This is a genomic window from Mesorhizobium sp. M1A.F.Ca.IN.022.07.1.1 (genome assembly GCF_003997575.1).
Classification (GTDB): Bacteria; Pseudomonadota; Alphaproteobacteria; order Rhizobiales; family Rhizobiaceae; genus Mesorhizobium.
Window position 1 is genome coordinate 1 of the sequence record NZ_RZST01000013.1, and the last position, 18,440, is coordinate 18,440.

Here is an 18,440-nt window from a genome sequence, read left to right on the forward strand (position 1 = left end):
AGCACCGACACCCCCTTGACCTCGCGCAGCTCGCGCTGCACGAGGTCGAGGTCGTCGCGGTGATGGATCGTGGCGCCGGGCGGGAAATCGGCCTTGCCGGCATATTTGGCCGGCTCGTCGGTGACGACGGCGATGCGCTCGACCCCCTCGGCGCGCACCTGTCTGGCGATCATATCGACGGTGAGGCCACCTTCGTGCGGCTGGCCGCCGGTCATGGCGACTGCATCGTTGTAGAGGATCTTGTAGGTGATGTTGGCGCCTGAGGAGAGCGCAAAGCGGATCGCCAGCGCGCCGGAGTGGTTGTAGGTGCCGTCGCCGAGATTCTGGAAGATATGGCCGCGCTTGGAGAACGGCGCCTGGCCGACCCATTGCGCGCCCTCGCCGCCCATGGCGGTGAAGCCGACCGTGTTCCGGTCCATCCACAGCGCCATGAAGTGGCAGCCGATGCCGGCGGCGGCAAGCGAGCCCTCCGGCACCTTGGTCGAGGAATTGTGCGGGCAGCCCGAGCAGAAGAACGGCGTGCGCGAACCGATGTCCGCGGTATCGGCGAGCATCGCCTGGAACTGGCGCAGCTTCGCCACCCGCGCCGCGATCTCCTCCGAGGGGCCGATGGTGCGCAGGATACGCTCGCCGAGCGCGATCGCGATCTCGTTCGGGTCGAGCGCGCCCTTGGCCGGAAACAGCCAGTCCCCGCGCTCGTCCTTCTTGCCGACGATGGCAGGCTGAATAGCGGAGCCGTAGAGGTTCTCGCGCAACTGCACCTCGATCAACGAGCGCTTCTCCTCGACGACGACGATGGTCTCGAGGCCGCGGGCGAAGTCGGCGATATGCTGATAGTCGAGCGGCCAGGGGCAGCCGACCTTGAACAGGCGGATGCCGAAGCGATTGGCGGCCTTTTCGTCGATGCCGATATCCTCCAGCGCCTGGCGGACGTCGAGATAGCTCTTGCCTATGGTGATGATGCCGAGCTTCGGCTTGCGGCCGCCCGAATAGACGGTCCGATTGAGCCCGTTGGCGTGGATGAAGGCGGAGGCGGCGGCGCGCTTGTGCTCATGCAGGCGCTCCTCCTGGCCGAGCATGTCGATCTCGTGGCGGATATTCAGGCCGCCCGGCGGCATGTCGAAGTCGGGAATGACGATGTCCAGCCGCGCGATCGAGGCGTCGACCGAAGCGGTCGATTCGATGTTGTCCTTGACGCATTTGATCGCCGCCCAGGTGCCGGCGAAACGCGACATGGCGAAGCCAAAGAGACCGTAGTCTATGATCTCCTGGACGCCGGCGGGGTTGAGGATCGGCACCATGGTGTCGACGAACAGGAATTCGGTGGCATGTGCGTTCGTTGAGGATTCGGCCATGTGGTCGTCGCCCATCAGGGCGAGAACGCCGCCATTTTTCGACGAGCCGGCGAGATTGGCGTGGCGGAAAACGTCGCCGGAGCGGTCGACGCCCGGCCCCTTGCCGTACCAGACGGCAAAGACGCCGTCATGGGTGCCTTCGCCGAGCAGCTCGGTCTGCTGCGAGCCCCAGCAGGCGGTGGCGGCGAGCTCTTCGTTGAGGCCCGGCTGAAAGACGATGTCGGCCTGCGCAAGCTGCCGCTTCGCCTTCCACAGCTGCATGTCGAGGCCGCCCAGCGGTGAGCCGCGATAGCCGGAGACGAAGCCTGCGGTGTTGAGGCCGGCGCGGCGGTCGCGCTCACGCTGCATCAAAAGCATGCGCACGACGGCTTGCGCCCCGGACAGGAAAACGCGCTCCTTGCCAAGGTCGAACTTGTCGTCGAGCGCGACGTCATGCAGCGTCATCAGGCATGTCCTCTGCGGAGGCGCGCCGCGGATCGGCGGCCAACGTCGGAGTGAGAGGCCGCAGTCTTTCTTCCCTTGCGGGACAGGTCAAACGAAATCGCAGCGGCCAGAGCGCACGCAACAAACGGTCCCGCTGGAAGCGGTCGCCGCATTCAATCGCACGCTAAACGCTTTGCAGCGCACGAAAATTTCGACCGGTCAACGGGCCTCACGCCGCCTTCGAGCAATCCGGCTTGGGCGCATCCGGCAGCTTGCCGTCGGGATGCCCGGCAAGGTCCGGGTTGAGCTCGTATTTCGGCCCGATCACCAGCGGCCGGTCCGGCAGCATGGTCTGGTCCGCCGAGGAGGTCATCGTCGTCTCGAGGCTTTGAAGCAACGTGCCGCTCGAATCCTCGATGCGGATCGTGACGGAATAGGGCTTGTCCTTGACCACGCAGGTGAGCGGCGGGCTGGTCAAGGTGATATGCGGGAGCTTCGGCCAGATCTTCTGGTTGACGATGAGCGGGTCGCCGCCGGCCGGATTCTGGAAATTCACCACCGCAATCTGTCCCTCGCCCATCGGCCGCAGCGGTCTCAGCGTGATGACATAGGTGGCGATGCCAAGCCGGTAGTTGAACTCGAACAGCTTGCCGGAAATGGCGAAGAGCTGCTCCTTGCCGGTGTCGCGGCAGGCGCCGAGCGCCGTCGCGGCGATCAGGGCCGCGCCGAGGGCGATCGAACGGAATTTTCTAGGCATTGGTGGCCTCCCTGGCCGCCGTGCGGCGGCGATAGTAGCGGTTCGCTTTCTGGCGGTTGCCGCAGACGGCCATGTCGCACCAGAGGCGGCTTGAGTTGCGGCTGCGGTCGACGAAGAGCCAGCTGCAGTTCGGACAGATCCTGAGCCTCGCAACGGTGTCGTCGCGCAGCAGCGAAAGCGCCGAGACGGCCAAAGCCGCCTCGAAAGCGATCGGCGTCGCCGGATCGCCAAAGGGCCGGCCCGTCGCGCCGATCTCGATGCTGCTGCCGGAGAGGCCTTTGGCGCAGGCGGTCAGGAAATCGGGCAGATGGCCGGCGGCGATCGCGCGTTTCGCTATGGCATCGCGGAACAGGCGGTCCGTCGCTTCGCGGATCGACAGCACGACCGCGGCGATGTCGCCCGGCTGAGGGGCCTCCAGCCGCCGGCCGCCAAGCTCGGCGGCGCGAAAGCCGCTCGCCGCCTCGGCGAAGCGGGCGATCTCGGCCGGATCAGCGAAACGGTCGAAGGTCCTTCCGGGATCGTTGCGCAGGACGACCGTGTTCGCCGTGTCGAGCGCGAGGATGCCGCCGGTGAAGCGGTGCGGGGTCCAGGAAACCGTCATGCCGGAAATCTAACCGATAAAACGTATTTGACAAGTTAGATTCCGGGTGCAACGCTCGAAACGGGGGCCAGCTCGCACGGCCCTAGGGATGCTCCATGCTCTATTTCTATCAGCAGGTGCTGAACGGCCTGCATTCGGGCGCGCTCTATGCGCTGCTCGCCTTCGGCTACGTGCTGACCAACGGAATCCTGCACCGCACCAACCTTGCCTATGGCGCGCTGTTTGCCTTTTGCGGCCACACCATGATCCTGACCGCCGCCTTCGGCTATCAGGCGCTGTGGCTGACCCTGTTCGCCTCGGTCGCGCTCGGCATCGTTGCCGCCCTGCTCTATGCGGCGCTGATCAGCCAGGTGCTGTCGCGCAGCGTGTTCGAGAGGCTGGCGGACCGGTCGCCCAACGCCATCGTGGTGACGACGCTCGGCATCTTGCTGTTCCTGTCGGAAGCAAGCCGCATCGCCGCCGACACCCATGATCTCTGGCTGCCGCCGATGCTCGCCCAGCCCGTCGTCTTCGCGCAGGGTGCCGGCTTCAAGGTGACGCTGACCGTTATCCAGCTCTTGGATTGCGCGGCGGTGATGGCGATGGTGGCGGTGGCCGCGTGGCTGTTTTCGCATTCGCGCTTCGGACGGGCCTGGCGGGCCGTGTCCGACGACCCGAAGGCGGCCGCGATGTGTGGCATCGATGTGACCGCGGTGTTCCGCCGCGCGGTGCTCTATGGCGGCTTCTGCGCGGCTTTTGCCGGCATGCTCGCCGGCATCTATTACGGCAACATCAGCTTCGGCACGGGCCTTGTCTACGGCCTCAAGATCCTGTTCGTGACGGCGGTCGGCGGCTACATGTCGCCGCTCAAGGCTGCTCTCGGTGCCGCGGCCTTCGGCATGGCCGAATCGCTGTGGGCCGGTTATTTCCCGCTCGAATGGCGCGACGGCTGGATATACCTCTTCCTCGTCGCCATGCTGGTGCTGATCGGCGCCGGCCGCGACCAGGCCAAGGTCGCCTGAAACCCATCAGACTTTGGTTGCATGACGCGCCGTGAGGTGACCGGTTTTTACCGTTGCTCGCCGCGTGGATCGCCGGCACGTGCTTTGCCATGTTGACCAACCGGACCACGCACTGCATACCGTTGGGCCAAGCGGCGCGACACCGGAGGGGGACTCGGGCGCGGCGCCAGCACTTTGAGTTAGGCATCGTGCTTCTCGAAAATCGAACGCGATTCTCGGGGCCGGTGCGCGAGGGAGGAAATGCATGGCAGGGCTGCTCGCTCTATCCACGACGATCGACCGCATCAACGAGTTCATCGGCCGCTGGGTCTCGTGGCTGATCCTGCTTGCGATCCTGGTGAGCGCCGGCAACGCCGTCATCCGCAAGATGTTCGACATCTCCTCCAACGCCTGGCTCGAACTGCAGTGGTATCTGTTCGGCGCCGCCTTCATGCTGGCCGCCGCGTATACGCTGAAACAGAACGACCATATCCGCATCGACATCGTCTACGGCATGTTCCCCCGCCGCGTGCAGCACTGGATCGACCTCCTCGGCCATCTCCTCTTCCTGATGCCGTTCGTGGTGCTGATGGTTTTCTACTTCGTGCCTTACGTGTCGCTGTCCTTCCGCAGCGGCGAGATGTCGACCAATGCCGGCGGGCTGATCGTCTGGCCGGCCAAGGCCATCCTGCTCGTCGGCTTCTTCCTGCTGGCCATCCAGGGTGTCTCGGAGATCATCAAGAAGATCGCCATCATGCGCGGCGACATGGAGGATCCCACTCCCTATGTCTCGGCCCACGACCAGGCCAAGCTCGAGGCCGAAGCGCTTGCCGAAGAAGCCAAGGCGCTGTCCGGCGAGGTGCGCTCATGATCGAGTTCATCGCGCAGAACATGGCGCCGATCATGTTCGCCTCGCTGATCATCTTCCTTTTGATCGGCTACCCCGTCGCCTTCTCGCTCGCTGCGAACGGCCTGTTGTTCTTCTTCATCGGCGTGCTCTTGTCGCCCTATTCCGGCGGCTCGATCAACCTCGCCTGGCCGCTGCTGCATGCGCTGCCGGATAATTTCTACGGCACAAGGGTGATGTCGAACGACACGCTGCTGGCCATTCCATTCTTCACTTTCATGGGAATCGTGCTGGAGCGATCCGGCATGGCCGAGGACCTGCTCGACACGGTCGGGCAGCTGTTCGGCCCGATCCGCGGCGGGCTTGCCTATGCGGTGATCTTCGTCGGCGCACTGCTTGCCGCAACGACCGGCGTGGTGGCGGCCTCCGTCATCGCCATGGGGCTGATCTCGCTGCCGATCATGCTGCGCTACGGCTACGACCGGCGCCTCGCCTCGGGCGTTATCGCGGCTTCCGGCACACTGGCCCAGATCATCCCCCCCTCGCTGGTGCTGATTGTGCTGGCCGACCAGCTTGGACGCTCGGTGGGCGACATGTATGCGGGCGCGCTGATCCCCGGCCTCGTTTTGACCGGCATCTACATGCTCTACATCCTGATCATGTCGATCGTCCGGCCGAACTCGATGCCGGCATTGCCGCTCGAGGCCCGCACGCTCGGCCACGGCGTGATTTCGCTGATCGTGGCGCTGCTGGTGACCGGCGCGATTTCCTATGCGGCCTATCGTTACCTCGCGCCGACTCATGGCGACAATGCGGACATCCTTGGCGCCACCGTCGGCGTGATCGTCATCTACATCGTGGCGATCGCCGACCAGCGCCTCCACATCAACATGATGTCCAAGCTGGCACAGCAGGTGGTGATCGTGCTGATCCCGCCGCTGGCGCTGATCTTCCTGGTGCTGGGCACCATCTTCCTCGGCATCGCCACCCCAACCGAGGGCGGCGCCATGGGCGCCGTCGGCGCGCTGATCATGGCGGGCTTCAAGGGGCGACTGACGATGGATGTCATCAAGCAGGCGCTGGCCTCGACGACGCGGCTCTCCGCCTTCGTGCTGTTCATCCTGATCGGCGCGCGCGTCTTCTCGCTCACCTTCTACGGCGTCAACGGCCATATCTGGGTCGAGCATCTCTTGACCTCGCTGCCGGGCGGCGAGACCGGCTTCCTGATCGGCGTCAACGTGCTGGTTTTCGTGCTCGCCTTCTTCCTCGACTTCTTCGAGCTCGCCTTCATCATCGTGCCGTTGCTGGCGCCCGCCGCCGACAAGCTCGGCATCGACCTGATCTGGTTCGGCGTGCTGCTTGGCGTGAACATGCAGACCAGCTTCATGCATCCGCCGTTCGGCTTCGCGCTGTTCTACCTGCGTTCGGTCGCGGCGCGCGTGCCCTATCTCGACCGCATCACCGGCAAGCAGATCGCGCCGGTCACCACCGGCCAGATCTACTGGGGCGCGGTGCCGTTCGTCTGTATCCAGGTGATCATGATCGGGCTTACCATCGCCTTCCCGCAAATGGTAATGCGCTACAAGGGCACCGCGGTCGAGCCGAGCACGATCGACCTCAAGCTGCCGGACATGCCGGGACTTGCGCCGCTCGGCACGCCGCCGGGCGACAATGGCGCGGCGCCCGCCAGTGGCGGCTCGGCGCCCGCCGCGCCTGGCACCCCGGACTTGTCACAGCCGCCGAATTTCGGCGATACGGCCCCCGCCAACCCGGCGACGCCGGCACCCGATCTTTCCAAGCCGCCGAGTTTCAACTGAGGTGACCAAGTCATGAGAGCCGTACGGCTGGAAGCAATCGGCGGCATCGCCCTTCGTGCGGTCGACAAACCTGCGCCGGGGCCGGAGGATGTTCTGGTGCGGATCGAAGCCTGCGGCGTCTGCGGCACGGACCGCCACCTGTTCCATGGCGAATTCCCGTGCACGCCGCCGGTCACGCTTGGCCACGAATTCTGCGGCATCGTCGAGGCGGTCGGCGACGCGGTGTCCGGCATCGCCGTCGGCGATCGGGTCACGGGCGACCCCAACATCGCCTGCGGGCGCTGCAGCCAGTGCCGGGCCGGCCGCGTCAATTTGTGCAGCAATCTCAGGGCCATCGGCATCCACCGGGACGGCGGTTTCGCCGATTATGTCGTGATGCCGCAAGGCCAGGCCTTCCTCCTGCCCGGCAACCTCCAGCCGACGCATGGCGCCTTCTGCGAGCCGCTGGCCTGCTGCCTGCACGGCATCGACCTCGCCGGAATCAGGCCCGGCGACTCGGTGGTGGTGCTCGGCGGCGGCGTCATCGGCCTGCTCACCGTCCAATTGGCGAAGCTTGCCGGTGCCGCGACCATCATCCTATCGACCAGGCAGGCCTCGCGCCGCGCGCTGGCCGAAGAACTCGGCGCGACCGCTACGGTCGATCCCAGCGCCGTCGATCCCATCGAGGCCATCGCCGGAAAAGCCGGGCTTGTGCCGGGCGGCGTCGACGTGGTGCTGGAATGCGCCGGGGTTCGCGACACGGTCGAGCAGTCGATGCGAATTGCCAAGGCCGGAGGCACGGTGGTGATCGTCGGCGTGATGCCGCAGGGGCAGAAGGTGGCTTTCGAGCCTTTCGACGTGCTGTTCCGGGAGTTGAAGGTCCTCGGGTCCTTCATCAATCCCTTCACGCATCGACGCGCCGCGGACCTCATCGCGTCCGGCGCGATCGAGATCGACAAGCTGATTTCCAGGCAGGTGCCACTCGAAGAGGCGCCGCAGGTGATCTCGAACCCAGCCGCCCCCGGCGAGGTCAAGGTGCTGGTCGTGCCGGGCCGGACCTGAAGTCCTGCAACGTTGGCGATTGGCGAAACCGGCGGTGACAGCGCCCTCTCCCCGTCACCATAGGGGAGAGGGCTAATCCCCGGCTACAGCTTGCCGTTACGCTGCTGCACCATCATGAAGGTATCGTAGTTGTATTCGGCGACCTGGGCCCAGAGATAGTGCTCCTTGCGGAAGCCTTTGATGGATTCCCAGATCTTCTTGAACGGCGCGTTGTTGGCCTCCATTTCGGCATAGACTTCGTTGGCCTTTTCGAAGCAGGCAGCCATGATTTCCTGGCTGAAGGGGGCCAGCTTGGCGCCGCTGGCGACCAGCCGCTTCACCGCCGCCGGATTGAGGTAGTCGTATTTCTGCAGCATGTTGGCGTCGGCGGCTTGCGCGGCCGTGTGCACCAGCGACTTGTAGGCGGGCGACAATTCCTCGTATTTGGCCTTGTTGAACATCAGATGCACGGTCGGGCCGCCTTCCCACCAGCCGGGATAGTAGTAGTAGGGCGCGACCTTGTAGAAGCCGAGCTTCTCGTCGTCATAAGGGCCGACCCATTCGGCGGCGTCGATCGTGCCCTTTTCCAGCGCCGGGTAGATGTCGCCGCCGGCGATCTGCTGCGGCACGACGCCGAGCTTCTGCACCACCTTGCCGGCAAAGCCGCCGATGCGCATCTTGAGGCCGGAAAGATCGGCGACCGTGTTGATCTGCTTGCGGAACCAGCCGCCCATCTGCACGCCGGTGTTGCCGCCCGGCAGGCCGAACAGGCCTTGCGTTGCAAGGAATTCGTTGAAGAGGTCAATGCCGCCGCCATGATAGTGCCAAGCGTTCATGCCGCGCGCGTTGAGCGAGAACGGCACTGCGGCACCCAGCGCCCAGGTTGGGTCCTTGCCCCAATAGTAATATGCCACCGTGTGGCATGCCTCGACGGTGCCTGCGGCGGTGGCGTCGGCCGCCTGCAGGCCGGGAACGAGCTCGCCCGAGGCGAAGACCTGAACCTGGAAATTGCCGTCGGTCGCTTCCGACAGCATTTTTGAGAACACTTCCGCACCGCCATAGATCGTGTCGAGCGATTTCGGGAAGGACGATGCCAGCCGCCAGGTCACTTTCGGATTGGACTGGGCTATCGCCGGCGTGGCAAGCGCGGCGGCCGCTGCCGCGACACCAACACCGGATGCACCGGCCTTACGGATGAACGAACGACGATCCATGCATTTTCCTCCCGTTTAGAACCAACAGACCGATATTCGGACATCCGCGGTGCCCTGATCGGCTGCGCGAAACAATACACGGGCAAGATGTCGAGTCCAGCACCGCGGGCAACGTGCAACTATAGTCTAACGCCGACCGTCCTGGCCCATTCGGAGAACCGAAACTTGCCATGGCAAAGTGCCGACTGATCGCCTATTTTGTAGGCAGAATAATTCGTTAGCCCTCGATGGAACCCGGATCCAAAATGCAGCAGCCGCTCGTTGCCGTCTCAACCGATGTCCGCCAGTTCGACAACTACACATGGCATGCCGCGCCCCAGCAATATATCGAAGCGGCGATCGCCGGCGCCGGCGTGTTCCCGCTCCTGGTGCCGTCCTTCGGCGACCGGCTCGATTTCGACGAGCTGTTGTCCTCGGTCGACGGCGTCATGGTGACGGGTTCGAAATCCAACGTGCATCCCTCGCTCTATGGCGGCGATCCCAGCGAGGCCAACGGCCCCTACGACCCGGCACGCGACTCCACCACGCTGCCGCTGATCCGCAAGGCGATTGAGCGCGGCGTGCCGCTGCTCGCCATCTGCCGCGGCATCCAGGAGCTCAACGTGGCGCTGGGCGGGACGCTCGGCACCGAGATCCAGGAGCGCGAAGGCTCGCTCGATCACCGCGCGCCGGTGAGCGACAATCAGGACGAGCGCTTCGGCATCCACCAGACGATTTCGATCAAGCCTGGAACCTGCCTCGCCGGCGTGTTCGGCGCCGGCGACATCAAGGTCAACTCGCTGCATCGCCAAGCGATCGACCGGCTCGGATCGAAACTGCAGGTCGAGGCTTTGGCGACCGACGGCACGATCGAGGCCGTCTCGGTCAAGGAGGCTCGCGCCTTCGCCGTCGGCGTCCAGTGGCACCCCGAATATTGGGTGAAGTCGGACAGCAACTCGGCAAAGATCTTCCGCGCCTTCGGCGATGCCGTGCGCCTGCATGCGGCGGCGAAGGCCGGTGCACGCGCGGCGGCGGAATAGCCGAACTCAGTCGCTGGTCGTCGCGTTCAGCGCCAAAAGCGGGGCGGCCGGCGCATAGGATTCGTAGCCGTCGCCATCAGCAACACCGAAGGTGACGATCGGATCGATGCCGTTCTCGCTGAACGCGACCGAGCCGTCGGCCTGCTCGCGCCAGAATTTCACACGCTCGATGCCGGGCATCAGCTTGCTGCAGTTCGGAGCAATTGTCAGCAGCGACAGGCCGTCCGAGACCTCGGCGCCGCGCTTGATTGCGCAGGCCGCTTCGTCGCCATTGGCTGTCAGCCGATAGCTGTTGGAGAGGCCGGCTTGCTCGACCGCGCTTTGGCCGTTGCCGTCGTGCAGGGACTGAACGCCCCCGTATAAGGCGACTGACGCAACCAACCCGGCTAACAGCTTCACTCCGCCTCTCCACATCCTGGCTTGCCGTGCCATGCTGTTCTCCAAACCACGCGCCGATTTGGACAACATGCATAACGAAGTATGCAGAATGATGGTTAAGCAGGCGTTAATAAACGTGGCCGGCCTTCCGCTCAGGCGCGTGGCTTGACGTTGATCGTTTCCGGCACCGGGGTCAGCGGCCGGCGCTCGCCGAACCAGGAGATGAGATTGTCGACGCACAGATCCGCCATGGCCCGGCGGGTGTGGTCGGACGCAGATCCGACATGCGGCAGAAGGGAGGTGTTGGGCGCATCGAGCAGCGCTTTGGGCACATTCGGTTCGTCGGCAAAGACATCGAGCCCGGCGGCAGCGATGGTGCCATTGGAGAGTGCTGCAGCCAGAGCCGCCTCATCAACCGTGCTGCCGCGGCCGATATTGACGAAGACGCCGTCGGGACCGAGCGCCGCCAGGACCGCCGCGTTGATGGCTTTCTCCGTCGCGGCCCCGCCCGGCGCGATACAAATCAGCGTGTCGACCGCTTCGGCCAGGCCCTTCAGCGTCGCATGGTATTCATAGGACAGGCCATCGACCTTGCGGCGGTTGTGATAGGCGATCGGCAGGCCGAACGCCTCGAGTCGACGGGCGACGGCAAGGCCGATGCGTCCCATGCCGAAGATGCCGACGCGGCGGCCGCGCAAGGTGAGCCGGCTCAGGCGATAGTCGCCCTTCTTCACCCAGTCGCCGTCGCGCAGCCATTTCTCGGCGGCGTACATTTCGCGCACCGTGTTGATCAACAGGCCGATGGTGGTGTCGGCGACCTCCTCGGTCAGCACGTCGGGCGTGTTGGTGACCATGACACCGCGGGTCGCCGCGTGACGAGCGTCGACGGAGTCATAGCCGACGCCGAAATGGGCGATGATCTCGAGATTCGGCAGCGCGTCGATCATGACCGCGCTGATGCCGCCGAAGGAGGCGATGCCGCGCACGCTCTCGCGCATCTCGCCGGTGACGAGCGACGGATCGGCGCGCTCGATCCGCACGCGCTTGAACGCCTTGTCGATCCGGCCGATGGCATGGTCGTTGAAACGGCCCGGCACCAGGATGGCGACCGGCGACTTCGCTTCTGTCTGTGTCATTGACGCTCCACCGGCTTGCCGGTGGACTGGCGTACGTGCAGCTCCGGCTTGATTAATTCCTGCGACGGCCGCACGGCCTGCCCGTTCAGCTTGTCGAGCAGCGCGCTGGCGGCTCGGCGGCCGACCTCGCGCTGGCCATTCCAGACCGTGGTCAAGGCCGGCGTTGCTATCGCAGCCTCCTCCAGGTCGTCGTAACCAGTGACGGAGATATCGACGCCCGGCACCAGACCGGCGCGCGCGATGCCGTTCATCAGTCCGATCGCAACCAGATCATTCCAGCAGCAGGCGGCGGTCGGCTTGTCCTTCAGCGCCAAGAACTGTCCTGCAGCCTCGAAACCGGCCTGCTTGGTGCGCGGTCCAGGAATGCGCCAGGACGGCTTCACCTCCAGCCCGGCCGCTTCCATGGCGTTGACGTAGCCCTGGTAGCGGTCGCGGCCGGTCGAGGTCTGGTCCGTGCCGCCGATCATGGCGATGCGTTTGTGGCCGAGCGAGATGAGATGGTTGGTCGCGAGTGCCGTGCCATAGGCATCGTCGCCGCGGAAGACCGGCACGTCGGCGCCGGTAACGGTGCGCGCGATCAGCACCGCCGGGAGGCCGTTTTCCTCGGCCATGATGATGTCCTCGGCCGGCGTGCCTATGGCCGGCGACATGATGACGCCGTCGGCGCCGAGCTGCAGCAGCGTGTCGATGAAGGTGCGCTGCTTTTCCAGCTGGTCATAATGGTTGGACAGGATGAAGGTCTGGCGGCTGCGGTCGAGCTCGCTTTCTATCGAGCGCAGAATCTCGGCGAAGAACGGGTTCATGATGTCGTGCACGACGACGCCGACAATGCCGGAGCGCGAGGTGCGGAGCGACGCGGCCCGTCGGTTGTAGATATAGCCGATGGCGCGCGCGTGCTCCTTGATACGCTCGCGCGTCGACCCCGCGACCAGCGGGCTGTCGCGCAGCGCCAGCGACACCGTTGCCGTGGATACGCCAAGCGCATCCGCGATCGTCGAAAGCTTGATCTTCTGTGCCAGCCTTGGTCCCCGAGGCCTTTAAACTGTTTAAATGGGGCTTATGCCATCGATTGAGAGCAAATCAAAGTTTTTTTGCCAAGCTCTCGGCTTCCGTGTCCAAGGAAGCGGAATTGCGCAGGCGAAGCCTATGCTCGCGGTGGATGATGTACAGGCCGCTGACGACGATGATGGCCGCCCCGAGCAGGGTCCAGCGGTCGGGAAACTGGTGGAAGATCAGCCAGCCGGAGATGATCATCCAAACCATCTGCGAATAGGGGTAAGGCGCGAGCGCCGTCGTCGTCGCCAGGCGATAGGCCTGGACCAGGAGCCAATGGCCGCCGGCGCCGAAGACGCCGAGCATCAAAAGGATCACCCAGTGCCAGCCGTCCTGCGGCAGGGACAATGACAAGGGCAGCATGGGCAGGAGCAGCACCGCCGGCGCCAGCGCCGAGAACAGGATCAGGCTCTCGGATGTCTCCGTCGACGACATGCGCCGGGTCATGATGACGTAAAAAGAATTCGACAGCATCGAGCCCAGCGCGAAGAGATGGCCCATGCCGAACACGCCGACGCCGGGCCGGGTGATGATGAGGACGCCGACGAAGCCGGTGAGGATCGCCAGCCAGCGCCGCCAGCCCGCCCACTCGCCGAGCAGCGGGCCGGCCAATGCGGTGATCACCATCGGGCCGAAGAAATAGATCGAGGTGGTCTCGGCGAGCTGCAGCGTCCTGAGCGCCAGGATGTTGAACATGGTCGAGCCGAAAAGCAGACATCCGCGCAGAATGTGCGCCGGCAGGTTATTGGCGCGGAAGCGCGACGGCTCGCGCCAGCCGCGAAGGAAAACCCCGACAAGCAGGACATGCACGATGAAGCGGGCCCAGGCGACGATCAGCGCCGAGACGCCGGCGAGCACCAGATATTTGCTTGAGGTGTCGAGAAAGGTGAAGCAGACATAGACGCAGAGCATCAACAGCATCGCCGCGGGCGGCGTCGCGCTGTCGTCGTGATTTTTGGGAACGCTCAAAATCGGGCCGGAGGAGAGGTAGACGCCACCCTTTTGCGGCAATCGCCGCCGGCCGGCAAGCCAAAAGCGACTGGCCCAACAAGACGTGTCGACAGGCTTAGAGCGCAGTGCCTTGGCGATCAGCAGAACGTTCCTGGTTCGTCATCCCGGGCGGAGCAAGGAGCGACGCGACGCGCGCAGACCCCAGGCTGACGAAGCAAGGAGGTCGCGGCCAATCTCGAACGTGCGCGACGTCGTCCGGACGAATGGTCAATCAGCCACCAAGAGCATCCTCCCCGAGGGTCAAGCATGCATGCGGGCGCCCTTCGTAATCTTGTCGACCAGCTTCTTTTCGGCGCGCAGCGCGATGCCGACGATCTTGGCGTCGTCCGGCGCGAATTCGGCGAAGACGGCGCGGTTGGCCAGGTCATGGCCGGTGGAGAACATCCCCTCGACATAGGCCGATGTCGTCACGCCGCGCTCCAGGGCCCGGCGGTGGATCGCGGCAAGCGTCGGCTCGTCCGCCGACAGCACGATCACGGGCTGGACCGAGAGCGGATTGAAGAGATTGCCGGCGCGGTCGCGATAGGGCTCGCCGATGATTTGAGGAGATTGCGCGACGATGCCGCTGGTCAGGAAAGCGGTAACGTTGAGCTTCTGCCAGACGGCGAGATCTTCCTTGAGGACGATTGCAAATTTCGTATCGAACACCAAAATGTTTCTCCCGGATGTGGATGAGGGACCATGGCGCACGATCTAGGCAATGAGGCGCTGGGAGGTCTTGAACGTTCGTGCGCTGAGGACGACCGGATCGTTTCGGCGCCCGGCGCCACGGGCCTCGAGCGCATCGAGGCGCGTTTCCACGGCAATGCCTTCGAATTGCACCGCCACGACACCTACGCCATCGGCGTGACACTCGACGGCGTGCAGCGCTTCCACTATCGCGGCGCGCTTCGGCACAGTCTGCCGGGCCAGGCAATCGTGCTGCATCCCGACGAACTGCATGACGGCGGCGCCGGCACCGAGCACGGCCTACGATAGGATTCTCTATCTCGAGCCGTCGCTGCTGCTCGACTGCCTTCACGGTTCGCCGCTCCCTTTCGTTAAGGATGCTGTGGTGAGCGACCCTCAGTTGCGCGGCACGCTGCTGTCGGCGCTAACACCGCTCACCGAGGAGCTCGACGACCTGTTCTTGGCGGATTTCATCGCGCAGCTGGCGCAGCAATTGAAACGCCATGCCGGACAGCCGGCAAAATCAGCGGGAAAGATCGCGTGGCGGGCTGCCGCGCTGGCCCGCGACTATCTCGAAGAAAACGCTGAACGGCCGGTGCGTTCCGACGAGCTGGAGGCCGTTACCGGTCTCGACCGTTATGCGCTGTCGCGCCATTTCCGCGCGACCTATTCGACAAGCCCGCATCGCTTCCTGTTGATGCGTCGGCTGCAGCGGGCGCGGCGCATGATCGAAGCGGGAGAGCCGCTTGCCCAAACCGCTGTTGCGGCCGGCTTCAGCGACCAAAGCCATTTCAACCGGCATTTCAAGAAGGCGTTCGGGCTGACGCCGGGACGCTGGGCGACGCTGGTGCGCGACGCGTAGCGTCGTCACCCTTTCCGCCAAGCCGATGCTTGGTGGTGCCTGAGGCGACGATGCTGTGCATCGCGCTTGGGTCGCTCGAGACGACGCTGCGCGCCGCTCGTTAATCATCCAGCTCGGCGTCGTCGTCGATGAGGATCAGGTCCTCGTTCGACAGGTTGGCCTCGATGCGGGCGAGCAGCTTGAAAAGCGCCTTCTGGTCTTTCTTGTCGAGACCCCTCAGCGCCTGCTTCTCGGTCTTCTTGACCGATTTCTCGATGGCGCGGATGGTTTCGCGGCCGGAGCCGGTGAGGAAGATATGGGCCTGGCGGGCATCGGCGTTGGAGGCGCGCTTTTCGAGAAAACCCTGCGCCTGCAGCCTGTTGATGGTTTTTGTGATCGTCGGCGGACGTACGCCGAGCTTGTCGGCGAGATTGCCGGGTGTCTGGCCGTCTTCGCGGTCGAGCGCCAGCATGATCTGGTCCTGGCCAGCGTAGAAGCCATGTGCCAGAAGGCGCGCAGCAAGCGCCGTGCGCGCCAGCCGCGCTGCCGAATGCAGCCGGCTCATAGTCGCTGTTCTGTCCGCCTTGGCCATGGTCATTCCCTCTTCGGCCGAACCGGCGCGGGCAGCATAGAGGCTGTCCGGCGGCTGGCAAATGACGATTTAACGAGTCCGGCCTGCAAACACTTTGCCGGCAAGCATTGCGGTGCCTGCGCAGGTGATGCCAGATGTTTATTTCAGTTAGATGACAAACGACTTTTGGCCCGCCGGCATTCACAGCGGAACATCCCGGGGGCTCTGATGCCGTGCGGCTGCCCTGTTCCTTTAACCCACTGCGGCTGCCCCGATCGGGACCGGCTGGCCCATCGGTTTGGCGCGTGCAAAAGCGCGGCTCACATCCTATATGAGGGCCGACAAATCCTTCGAGCACAGATTTTTCGAGGCAGGCCATGAGCGATGCACAGACGCAGATCCCCGTAACCGTTCTCACCGGCTATCTCGGCGCGGGCAAGACGACGCTGCTCAACCGCATCCTGTCGGAGAACCACGGCAAGCGTTACGCGGTCATCGTCAACGAGTTCGGCGAGATCGGCATCGACAACGATCTGATCGTCGAATCCGACGAGGAAATCTATGAGATGAACAATGGCTGCGTGTGCTGCACGGTGCGCGGCGACCTGATCCGCGTCGTCGAGGGCCTGATGCGGCGGCCCGGCCGTTTCGATGCCATCGTGGTCGAGACCACTGGCCTGGCCGACCCGGTGCCGGTGGCGCAGACCTTCTTCATGGACGACGATGTGCGCTCCAAAACCAAGCTCGACGCGGTGGTGGCGCTGGTTGACGCCAAGCACCTGCCGCTGCGCCTGAAGGACTCGAAGGAGGCCGAGGACCAGATCGCCTTCGCCGATGTGGTGGTGCTGAACAAGACCGATCTCGTCACTCCCGAAGAGCTCGAAAAGGTCGAGGCGACGATCCGCGCCATCAACCCGGCGGCCAGGATCCATCGCACCCAGCGCGCCGGGGTGGCGCTCGGCGAAGTGCTCGACCGCGGCGCCTTCGACCTGTCACGCGCGCTGGAGAACGATCCGCATTTCCTCGAGGCGCACGACCACGATCACGACCATGAATGCGGTCCGGATTGCGATCACGACCACCACCATCATCACGACGGGCACGATCACCATCATCACGACCATCCTTCCGCCATCCACGATGTCACGGTGAAGTCGGTCTCGCTGCGCGGCGGCGAGATGGATCCGAAGAAGTTCTTCCCATGGATCGAGAAGGTGACCCAGATGGAAGGGCCGAACATCCTCAGGCTTAAGGGCATCATCGCGCTGAAGGGCGACGAGGACCGCTATGTGCTGCAAGGCGTGCACATGATCCTCGAAGGCGACCACCAGCGCGCCTGGAAGGACGGCGAGAAGCGTGAAAGTCGGCTGGTCTTCATCGGCCGCGATCTCGACGCCGAGCGCCTCAGGAAGAGTTTTGAAGCTTGCCAGGCGGCTTGATTTCCGGACTTTCAGGCGTTAGCGCTGCCCCTACTTTCCTTCTCCCCTTGTGGGAGAAGGTGGCCGAGCGAAGCTCGGTCGGATGAGGGGTGTTCCAGCTTGGCGATGACGGCACTCCGTCGAACACCCCTCAACCGTCTTGGCGCTACGCGCCAATCCACCTTCTCCCACAAGGGGAGAAGGGGGAGTCACACCTAGCCGCGCCGGCTGGTGAAATCGAATGGATCATCCCCATGCCGACAGTCGCCCCGCTTGATCTCGAAGGCCATTGCGTCGCCGCCGTCTTCCTCGGCGACGTGCCGCATTTCGCTTTGGCCGACGGCGCGATCCATCGGCTCGACAATGGGCACAAGACCGTACAGGCGAATGACGGGCTGCTCGCCGCCTTCCACGATGCGGCGAACGACCGGCTAGTTACCGGCGGCGAAGACGGCAAGGTGTTTGCGGTCAAGGCCGGCGGCGAGGCGAGCGAACTTGCCAGTGCCGGCAGAAAATGGATCACCAGCGTTGCGGCGGGCCCTCAGGGCGCAATCGCCTATGCCTCTGGCAAGACGGCGTTCGTCCGTTTCGCCGACGGCAAGATCAAGGAATTCGCGCATCCGCGCTCGGTGGAAGGGCTCGCCTTCTCGCCCAAGGGCATGCGCTTCGGCGTTGCCCGCTACAATGGCGCGACGCTGCATTTCCCGGCGGCGGAGGGCAAGCCGGTCGATCTGGAATGGGCCGGCGCCCATACCGGGATCAGCTTTTCGCCGGACGGCGCTTTCCTGATTACCACCATGCAGGAAAACGCGTTGCATGGCTGGAAGCTGGCGGACGGCAAGCACATGCGCATGAGCGGCTATCCGGGCAAGGTCAAAAGCCTGTCCTGGAGCGTGAAGGGCAAATGGCTGGCGAGCTCCGGCGCGCCGGCGGCGATCGTGTGGCCTTTCGCCAGCAAGGACGGGCCGATGGGCAAGGCGCCGCTGGAGCTCGGCACGCGCGGCAATACCATGGTGACCTGCGTTGCCTGCCATCCCAGCCAGGAGGTCACGGCGATCGGCTATGAGGACGGCATGGTGATCGCGGCCCGCTTCGCCGACGCCAAGGAAGTGCTGCTGCGTCGTCCCGGCAAAGGCGCCATCACCTCGATGATGTGGGACAAGGAAGAGCGCCGCATCGTCTTCGGCAGCGCGGCCGGCGATTGCGGCGTGATCGACATTACTGCGTAAGGGATTAGGGGAATAGGGCGGCAAGGGAATAGGGAAGGAGAGCCTTCCTCCGCTGTCTTCCCAATGCCCTACTCCCCTACTTCCTTAATCCCTTAATCCCT

The 18,440-nt window shown here is 64.5% G+C and carries 17 protein-coding genes and 1 pseudogene; 8 read left to right on the plus strand and 10 right to left on the minus strand.

Going from position 1 to position 18,440, the window contains the following annotated elements; genetic code table 11:
* The 3 genes from EOA75_RS03455 to EOA75_RS03465 form a co-directional block, all read right to left on the minus strand.
* On the minus strand, positions 1-1,799 hold a 1,799-nt coding region (locus tag EOA75_RS03455), incomplete at its 3' end, for an indolepyruvate ferredoxin oxidoreductase family protein (RefSeq protein WP_127323640.1).
* A 208-nt stretch (positions 1,800-2,007) separates the two neighbouring features.
* Positions 2,008-2,535 (minus strand): hypothetical protein, encoded by a 528-nt coding sequence (locus EOA75_RS03460; protein ID WP_127323641.1) that lies wholly within the window; start codon positions 2,533-2,535, stop codon positions 2,008-2,010.
* On the minus strand, positions 2,528-3,136 hold the full coding sequence (locus tag EOA75_RS03465; protein ID WP_127323642.1) for a CGNR zinc finger domain-containing protein: 609 nt from the start codon (positions 3,134-3,136) through the stop codon (positions 2,528-2,530). The genes EOA75_RS03460 and EOA75_RS03465 overlap by 8 nt, the downstream gene beginning before the upstream one ends.
* A 95-nt stretch (positions 3,137-3,231) precedes the next feature.
* Between EOA75_RS03465 and EOA75_RS03470 the strand changes: the two genes are divergently transcribed.
* The 4 genes from EOA75_RS03470 (at position 3,232) to EOA75_RS03485 (ending at position 7,821) form a co-directional block, all read left to right on the plus strand.
* Positions 3,232-4,137 carry a branched-chain amino acid ABC transporter permease gene (locus EOA75_RS03470; RefSeq protein WP_127323643.1) on the plus strand — a complete coding sequence of 302 codons (906 nt, stop codon included), beginning with the start codon at positions 3,232-3,234 and terminating at the stop codon, positions 4,135-4,137.
* A gap of 244 nt (positions 4,138-4,381) precedes the next feature.
* Positions 4,382-4,987: a TRAP transporter small permease subunit gene (locus EOA75_RS03475; RefSeq protein WP_095824355.1), complete on the plus strand. Its 606-nt coding sequence runs from the start codon at positions 4,382-4,384 to the stop codon at positions 4,985-4,987.
* Positions 4,984-6,780: a TRAP transporter large permease subunit gene (locus EOA75_RS03480; protein WP_164747261.1), complete on the plus strand. Its 1,797-nt coding sequence runs from the start codon at positions 4,984-4,986 to the stop codon at positions 6,778-6,780. Before EOA75_RS03475 ends, EOA75_RS03480 begins: the two co-directional genes overlap by 4 nt.
* A 12-nt stretch (positions 6,781-6,792) precedes the next feature.
* The gene (locus EOA75_RS03485) at positions 6,793-7,821 is read left to right on the plus strand and encodes a zinc-dependent alcohol dehydrogenase family protein (protein ID WP_067324152.1); all 1,029 of its coding nucleotides are present in this window, start codon (positions 6,793-6,795) and stop codon (positions 7,819-7,821) included.
* An 83-nt stretch (positions 7,822-7,904) separates the two neighbouring features.
* Here the strand turns inward: EOA75_RS03485 and EOA75_RS03490 are convergent, their stop codons facing one another.
* Entirely contained in the window at positions 7,905-9,014 is a 1,110-nt protein-coding gene (locus tag EOA75_RS03490; protein ID WP_067003340.1) for a TRAP transporter substrate-binding protein, read from the minus strand.
* A gap of 245 nt (positions 9,015-9,259) precedes the next feature.
* On the opposite strand from EOA75_RS03490, the gene EOA75_RS03495 reads away from it, so the two are divergent.
* Positions 9,260-10,033, plus strand: coding sequence for a gamma-glutamyl-gamma-aminobutyrate hydrolase family protein (locus EOA75_RS03495; RefSeq protein ID WP_067324150.1), 774 nt, complete (start codon positions 9,260-9,262; stop codon positions 10,031-10,033).
* A gap of 6 nt (positions 10,034-10,039) precedes the next feature.
* Here EOA75_RS03495 and EOA75_RS03500 read toward each other — a convergent pair whose 3' ends face one another.
* From EOA75_RS03500 to EOA75_RS03520, 5 genes are all read right to left on the minus strand, one after another.
* Positions 10,040-10,432, minus strand: coding sequence for a hypothetical protein (locus tag EOA75_RS03500; RefSeq protein WP_164747262.1), 393 nt, complete (start codon positions 10,430-10,432; stop codon positions 10,040-10,042).
* Between the two features lie 131 nt (positions 10,433-10,563).
* The gene (locus EOA75_RS03505) at positions 10,564-11,547 is read right to left on the minus strand and encodes a 2-hydroxyacid dehydrogenase (RefSeq protein ID WP_127323644.1); all 984 of its coding nucleotides are present in this window, start codon (positions 11,545-11,547) and stop codon (positions 10,564-10,566) included.
* Positions 11,544-12,566: a LacI family DNA-binding transcriptional regulator gene (locus EOA75_RS03510; RefSeq protein ID WP_067324144.1), complete on the minus strand. Its 1,023-nt coding sequence runs from the start codon at positions 12,564-12,566 to the stop codon at positions 11,544-11,546. The genes EOA75_RS03505 and EOA75_RS03510 overlap by 4 nt, the downstream gene beginning before the upstream one ends.
* A gap of 61 nt (positions 12,567-12,627) precedes the next feature.
* Positions 12,628-13,512: a DMT family transporter gene (locus tag EOA75_RS03515; protein ID WP_164747264.1), complete on the minus strand. Its 885-nt coding sequence runs from the start codon at positions 13,510-13,512 to the stop codon at positions 12,628-12,630.
* 339 nt (positions 13,513-13,851) lie between these two features.
* Positions 13,852-14,259: a DUF2000 family protein gene (locus EOA75_RS03520; protein ID WP_095799166.1), complete on the minus strand. Its 408-nt coding sequence runs from the start codon at positions 14,257-14,259 to the stop codon at positions 13,852-13,854.
* Positions 14,260-14,292: 33 nt separating this feature from the next.
* Between EOA75_RS03520 and EOA75_RS03525 the strand changes: the two are divergent.
* Positions 14,293-15,142: pseudogene (locus EOA75_RS03525) on the plus strand (AraC family transcriptional regulator).
* Positions 15,143-15,242: 100 nt separating this feature from the next.
* On the opposite strand, the gene EOA75_RS03530 reads toward EOA75_RS03525, so the two are convergent.
* Positions 15,243-15,713: a MarR family transcriptional regulator gene (locus EOA75_RS03530; protein ID WP_067003705.1), complete on the minus strand. Its 471-nt coding sequence runs from the start codon at positions 15,711-15,713 to the stop codon at positions 15,243-15,245.
* A gap of 356 nt (positions 15,714-16,069) precedes the next feature.
* On the opposite strand from EOA75_RS03530, the gene EOA75_RS03535 reads away from it, so the two are divergent.
* Together EOA75_RS03535 and EOA75_RS03540 are read left to right on the plus strand one after the other, a co-directional pair.
* A complete protein-coding gene (locus EOA75_RS03535; protein WP_127323645.1) occupies positions 16,070-17,131 on the plus strand; it encodes a GTP-binding protein in 1,062 nt (353 codons plus the stop codon).
* 233 nt (positions 17,132-17,364) lie between these two features.
* The gene (locus EOA75_RS03540) at positions 17,365-18,339 is read left to right on the plus strand and encodes a WD40 repeat domain-containing protein (RefSeq protein WP_127323646.1); all 975 of its coding nucleotides are present in this window, start codon (positions 17,365-17,367) and stop codon (positions 18,337-18,339) included.
* Positions 18,340-18,440: the final 101 nt, after the last annotated feature.

Bases quoted from the DNA above. Each gene is read 5' to 3' on its own strand.
- EOA75_RS03460 (WP_127323641.1), bottom strand. From the start codon at position 2,535: ATGCCTAGAAAATTCCGTTCGATCGCCCTCGGCGCGGCCCTGATCGCC.
- EOA75_RS03465 (WP_127323642.1), bottom strand. From the start codon at position 3,136: ATGACGGTTTCCTGGACCCCGCACCGCTTCACCGGCGGCATCCTCGCG.
- EOA75_RS03470 (WP_127323643.1), top strand. From the start codon at position 3,232: ATGCTCTATTTCTATCAGCAGGTGCTGAACGGCCTGCATTCGGGCGCG.
- EOA75_RS03475 (WP_095824355.1), top strand. From the start codon at position 4,382: ATGGCAGGGCTGCTCGCTCTATCCACGACGATCGACCGCATCAACGAG.
- EOA75_RS03480 (WP_164747261.1), top strand. From the start codon at position 4,984: ATGATCGAGTTCATCGCGCAGAACATGGCGCCGATCATGTTCGCCTCG.
- EOA75_RS03485 (WP_067324152.1), top strand. From the start codon at position 6,793: ATGAGAGCCGTACGGCTGGAAGCAATCGGCGGCATCGCCCTTCGTGCG.
- EOA75_RS03490 (WP_067003340.1), bottom strand. From the start codon at position 9,014: ATGGATCGTCGTTCGTTCATCCGTAAGGCCGGTGCATCCGGTGTTGGT.
- EOA75_RS03495 (WP_067324150.1), top strand. From the start codon at position 9,260: ATGCAGCAGCCGCTCGTTGCCGTCTCAACCGATGTCCGCCAGTTCGAC.
- EOA75_RS03505 (WP_127323644.1), bottom strand. From the start codon at position 11,547: ATGACACAGACAGAAGCGAAGTCGCCGGTCGCCATCCTGGTGCCGGGC.
- EOA75_RS03515 (WP_164747264.1), bottom strand. From the start codon at position 13,512: ATGCTCTGCGTCTATGTCTGCTTCACCTTTCTCGACACCTCAAGCAAA.
- EOA75_RS03530 (WP_067003705.1), bottom strand. From the start codon at position 15,713: ATGGCCAAGGCGGACAGAACAGCGACTATGAGCCGGCTGCATTCGGCA.
- EOA75_RS03535 (WP_127323645.1), top strand. From the start codon at position 16,070: ATGAGCGATGCACAGACGCAGATCCCCGTAACCGTTCTCACCGGCTAT.
- EOA75_RS03540 (WP_127323646.1), top strand. From the start codon at position 17,365: ATGCCGACAGTCGCCCCGCTTGATCTCGAAGGCCATTGCGTCGCCGCC.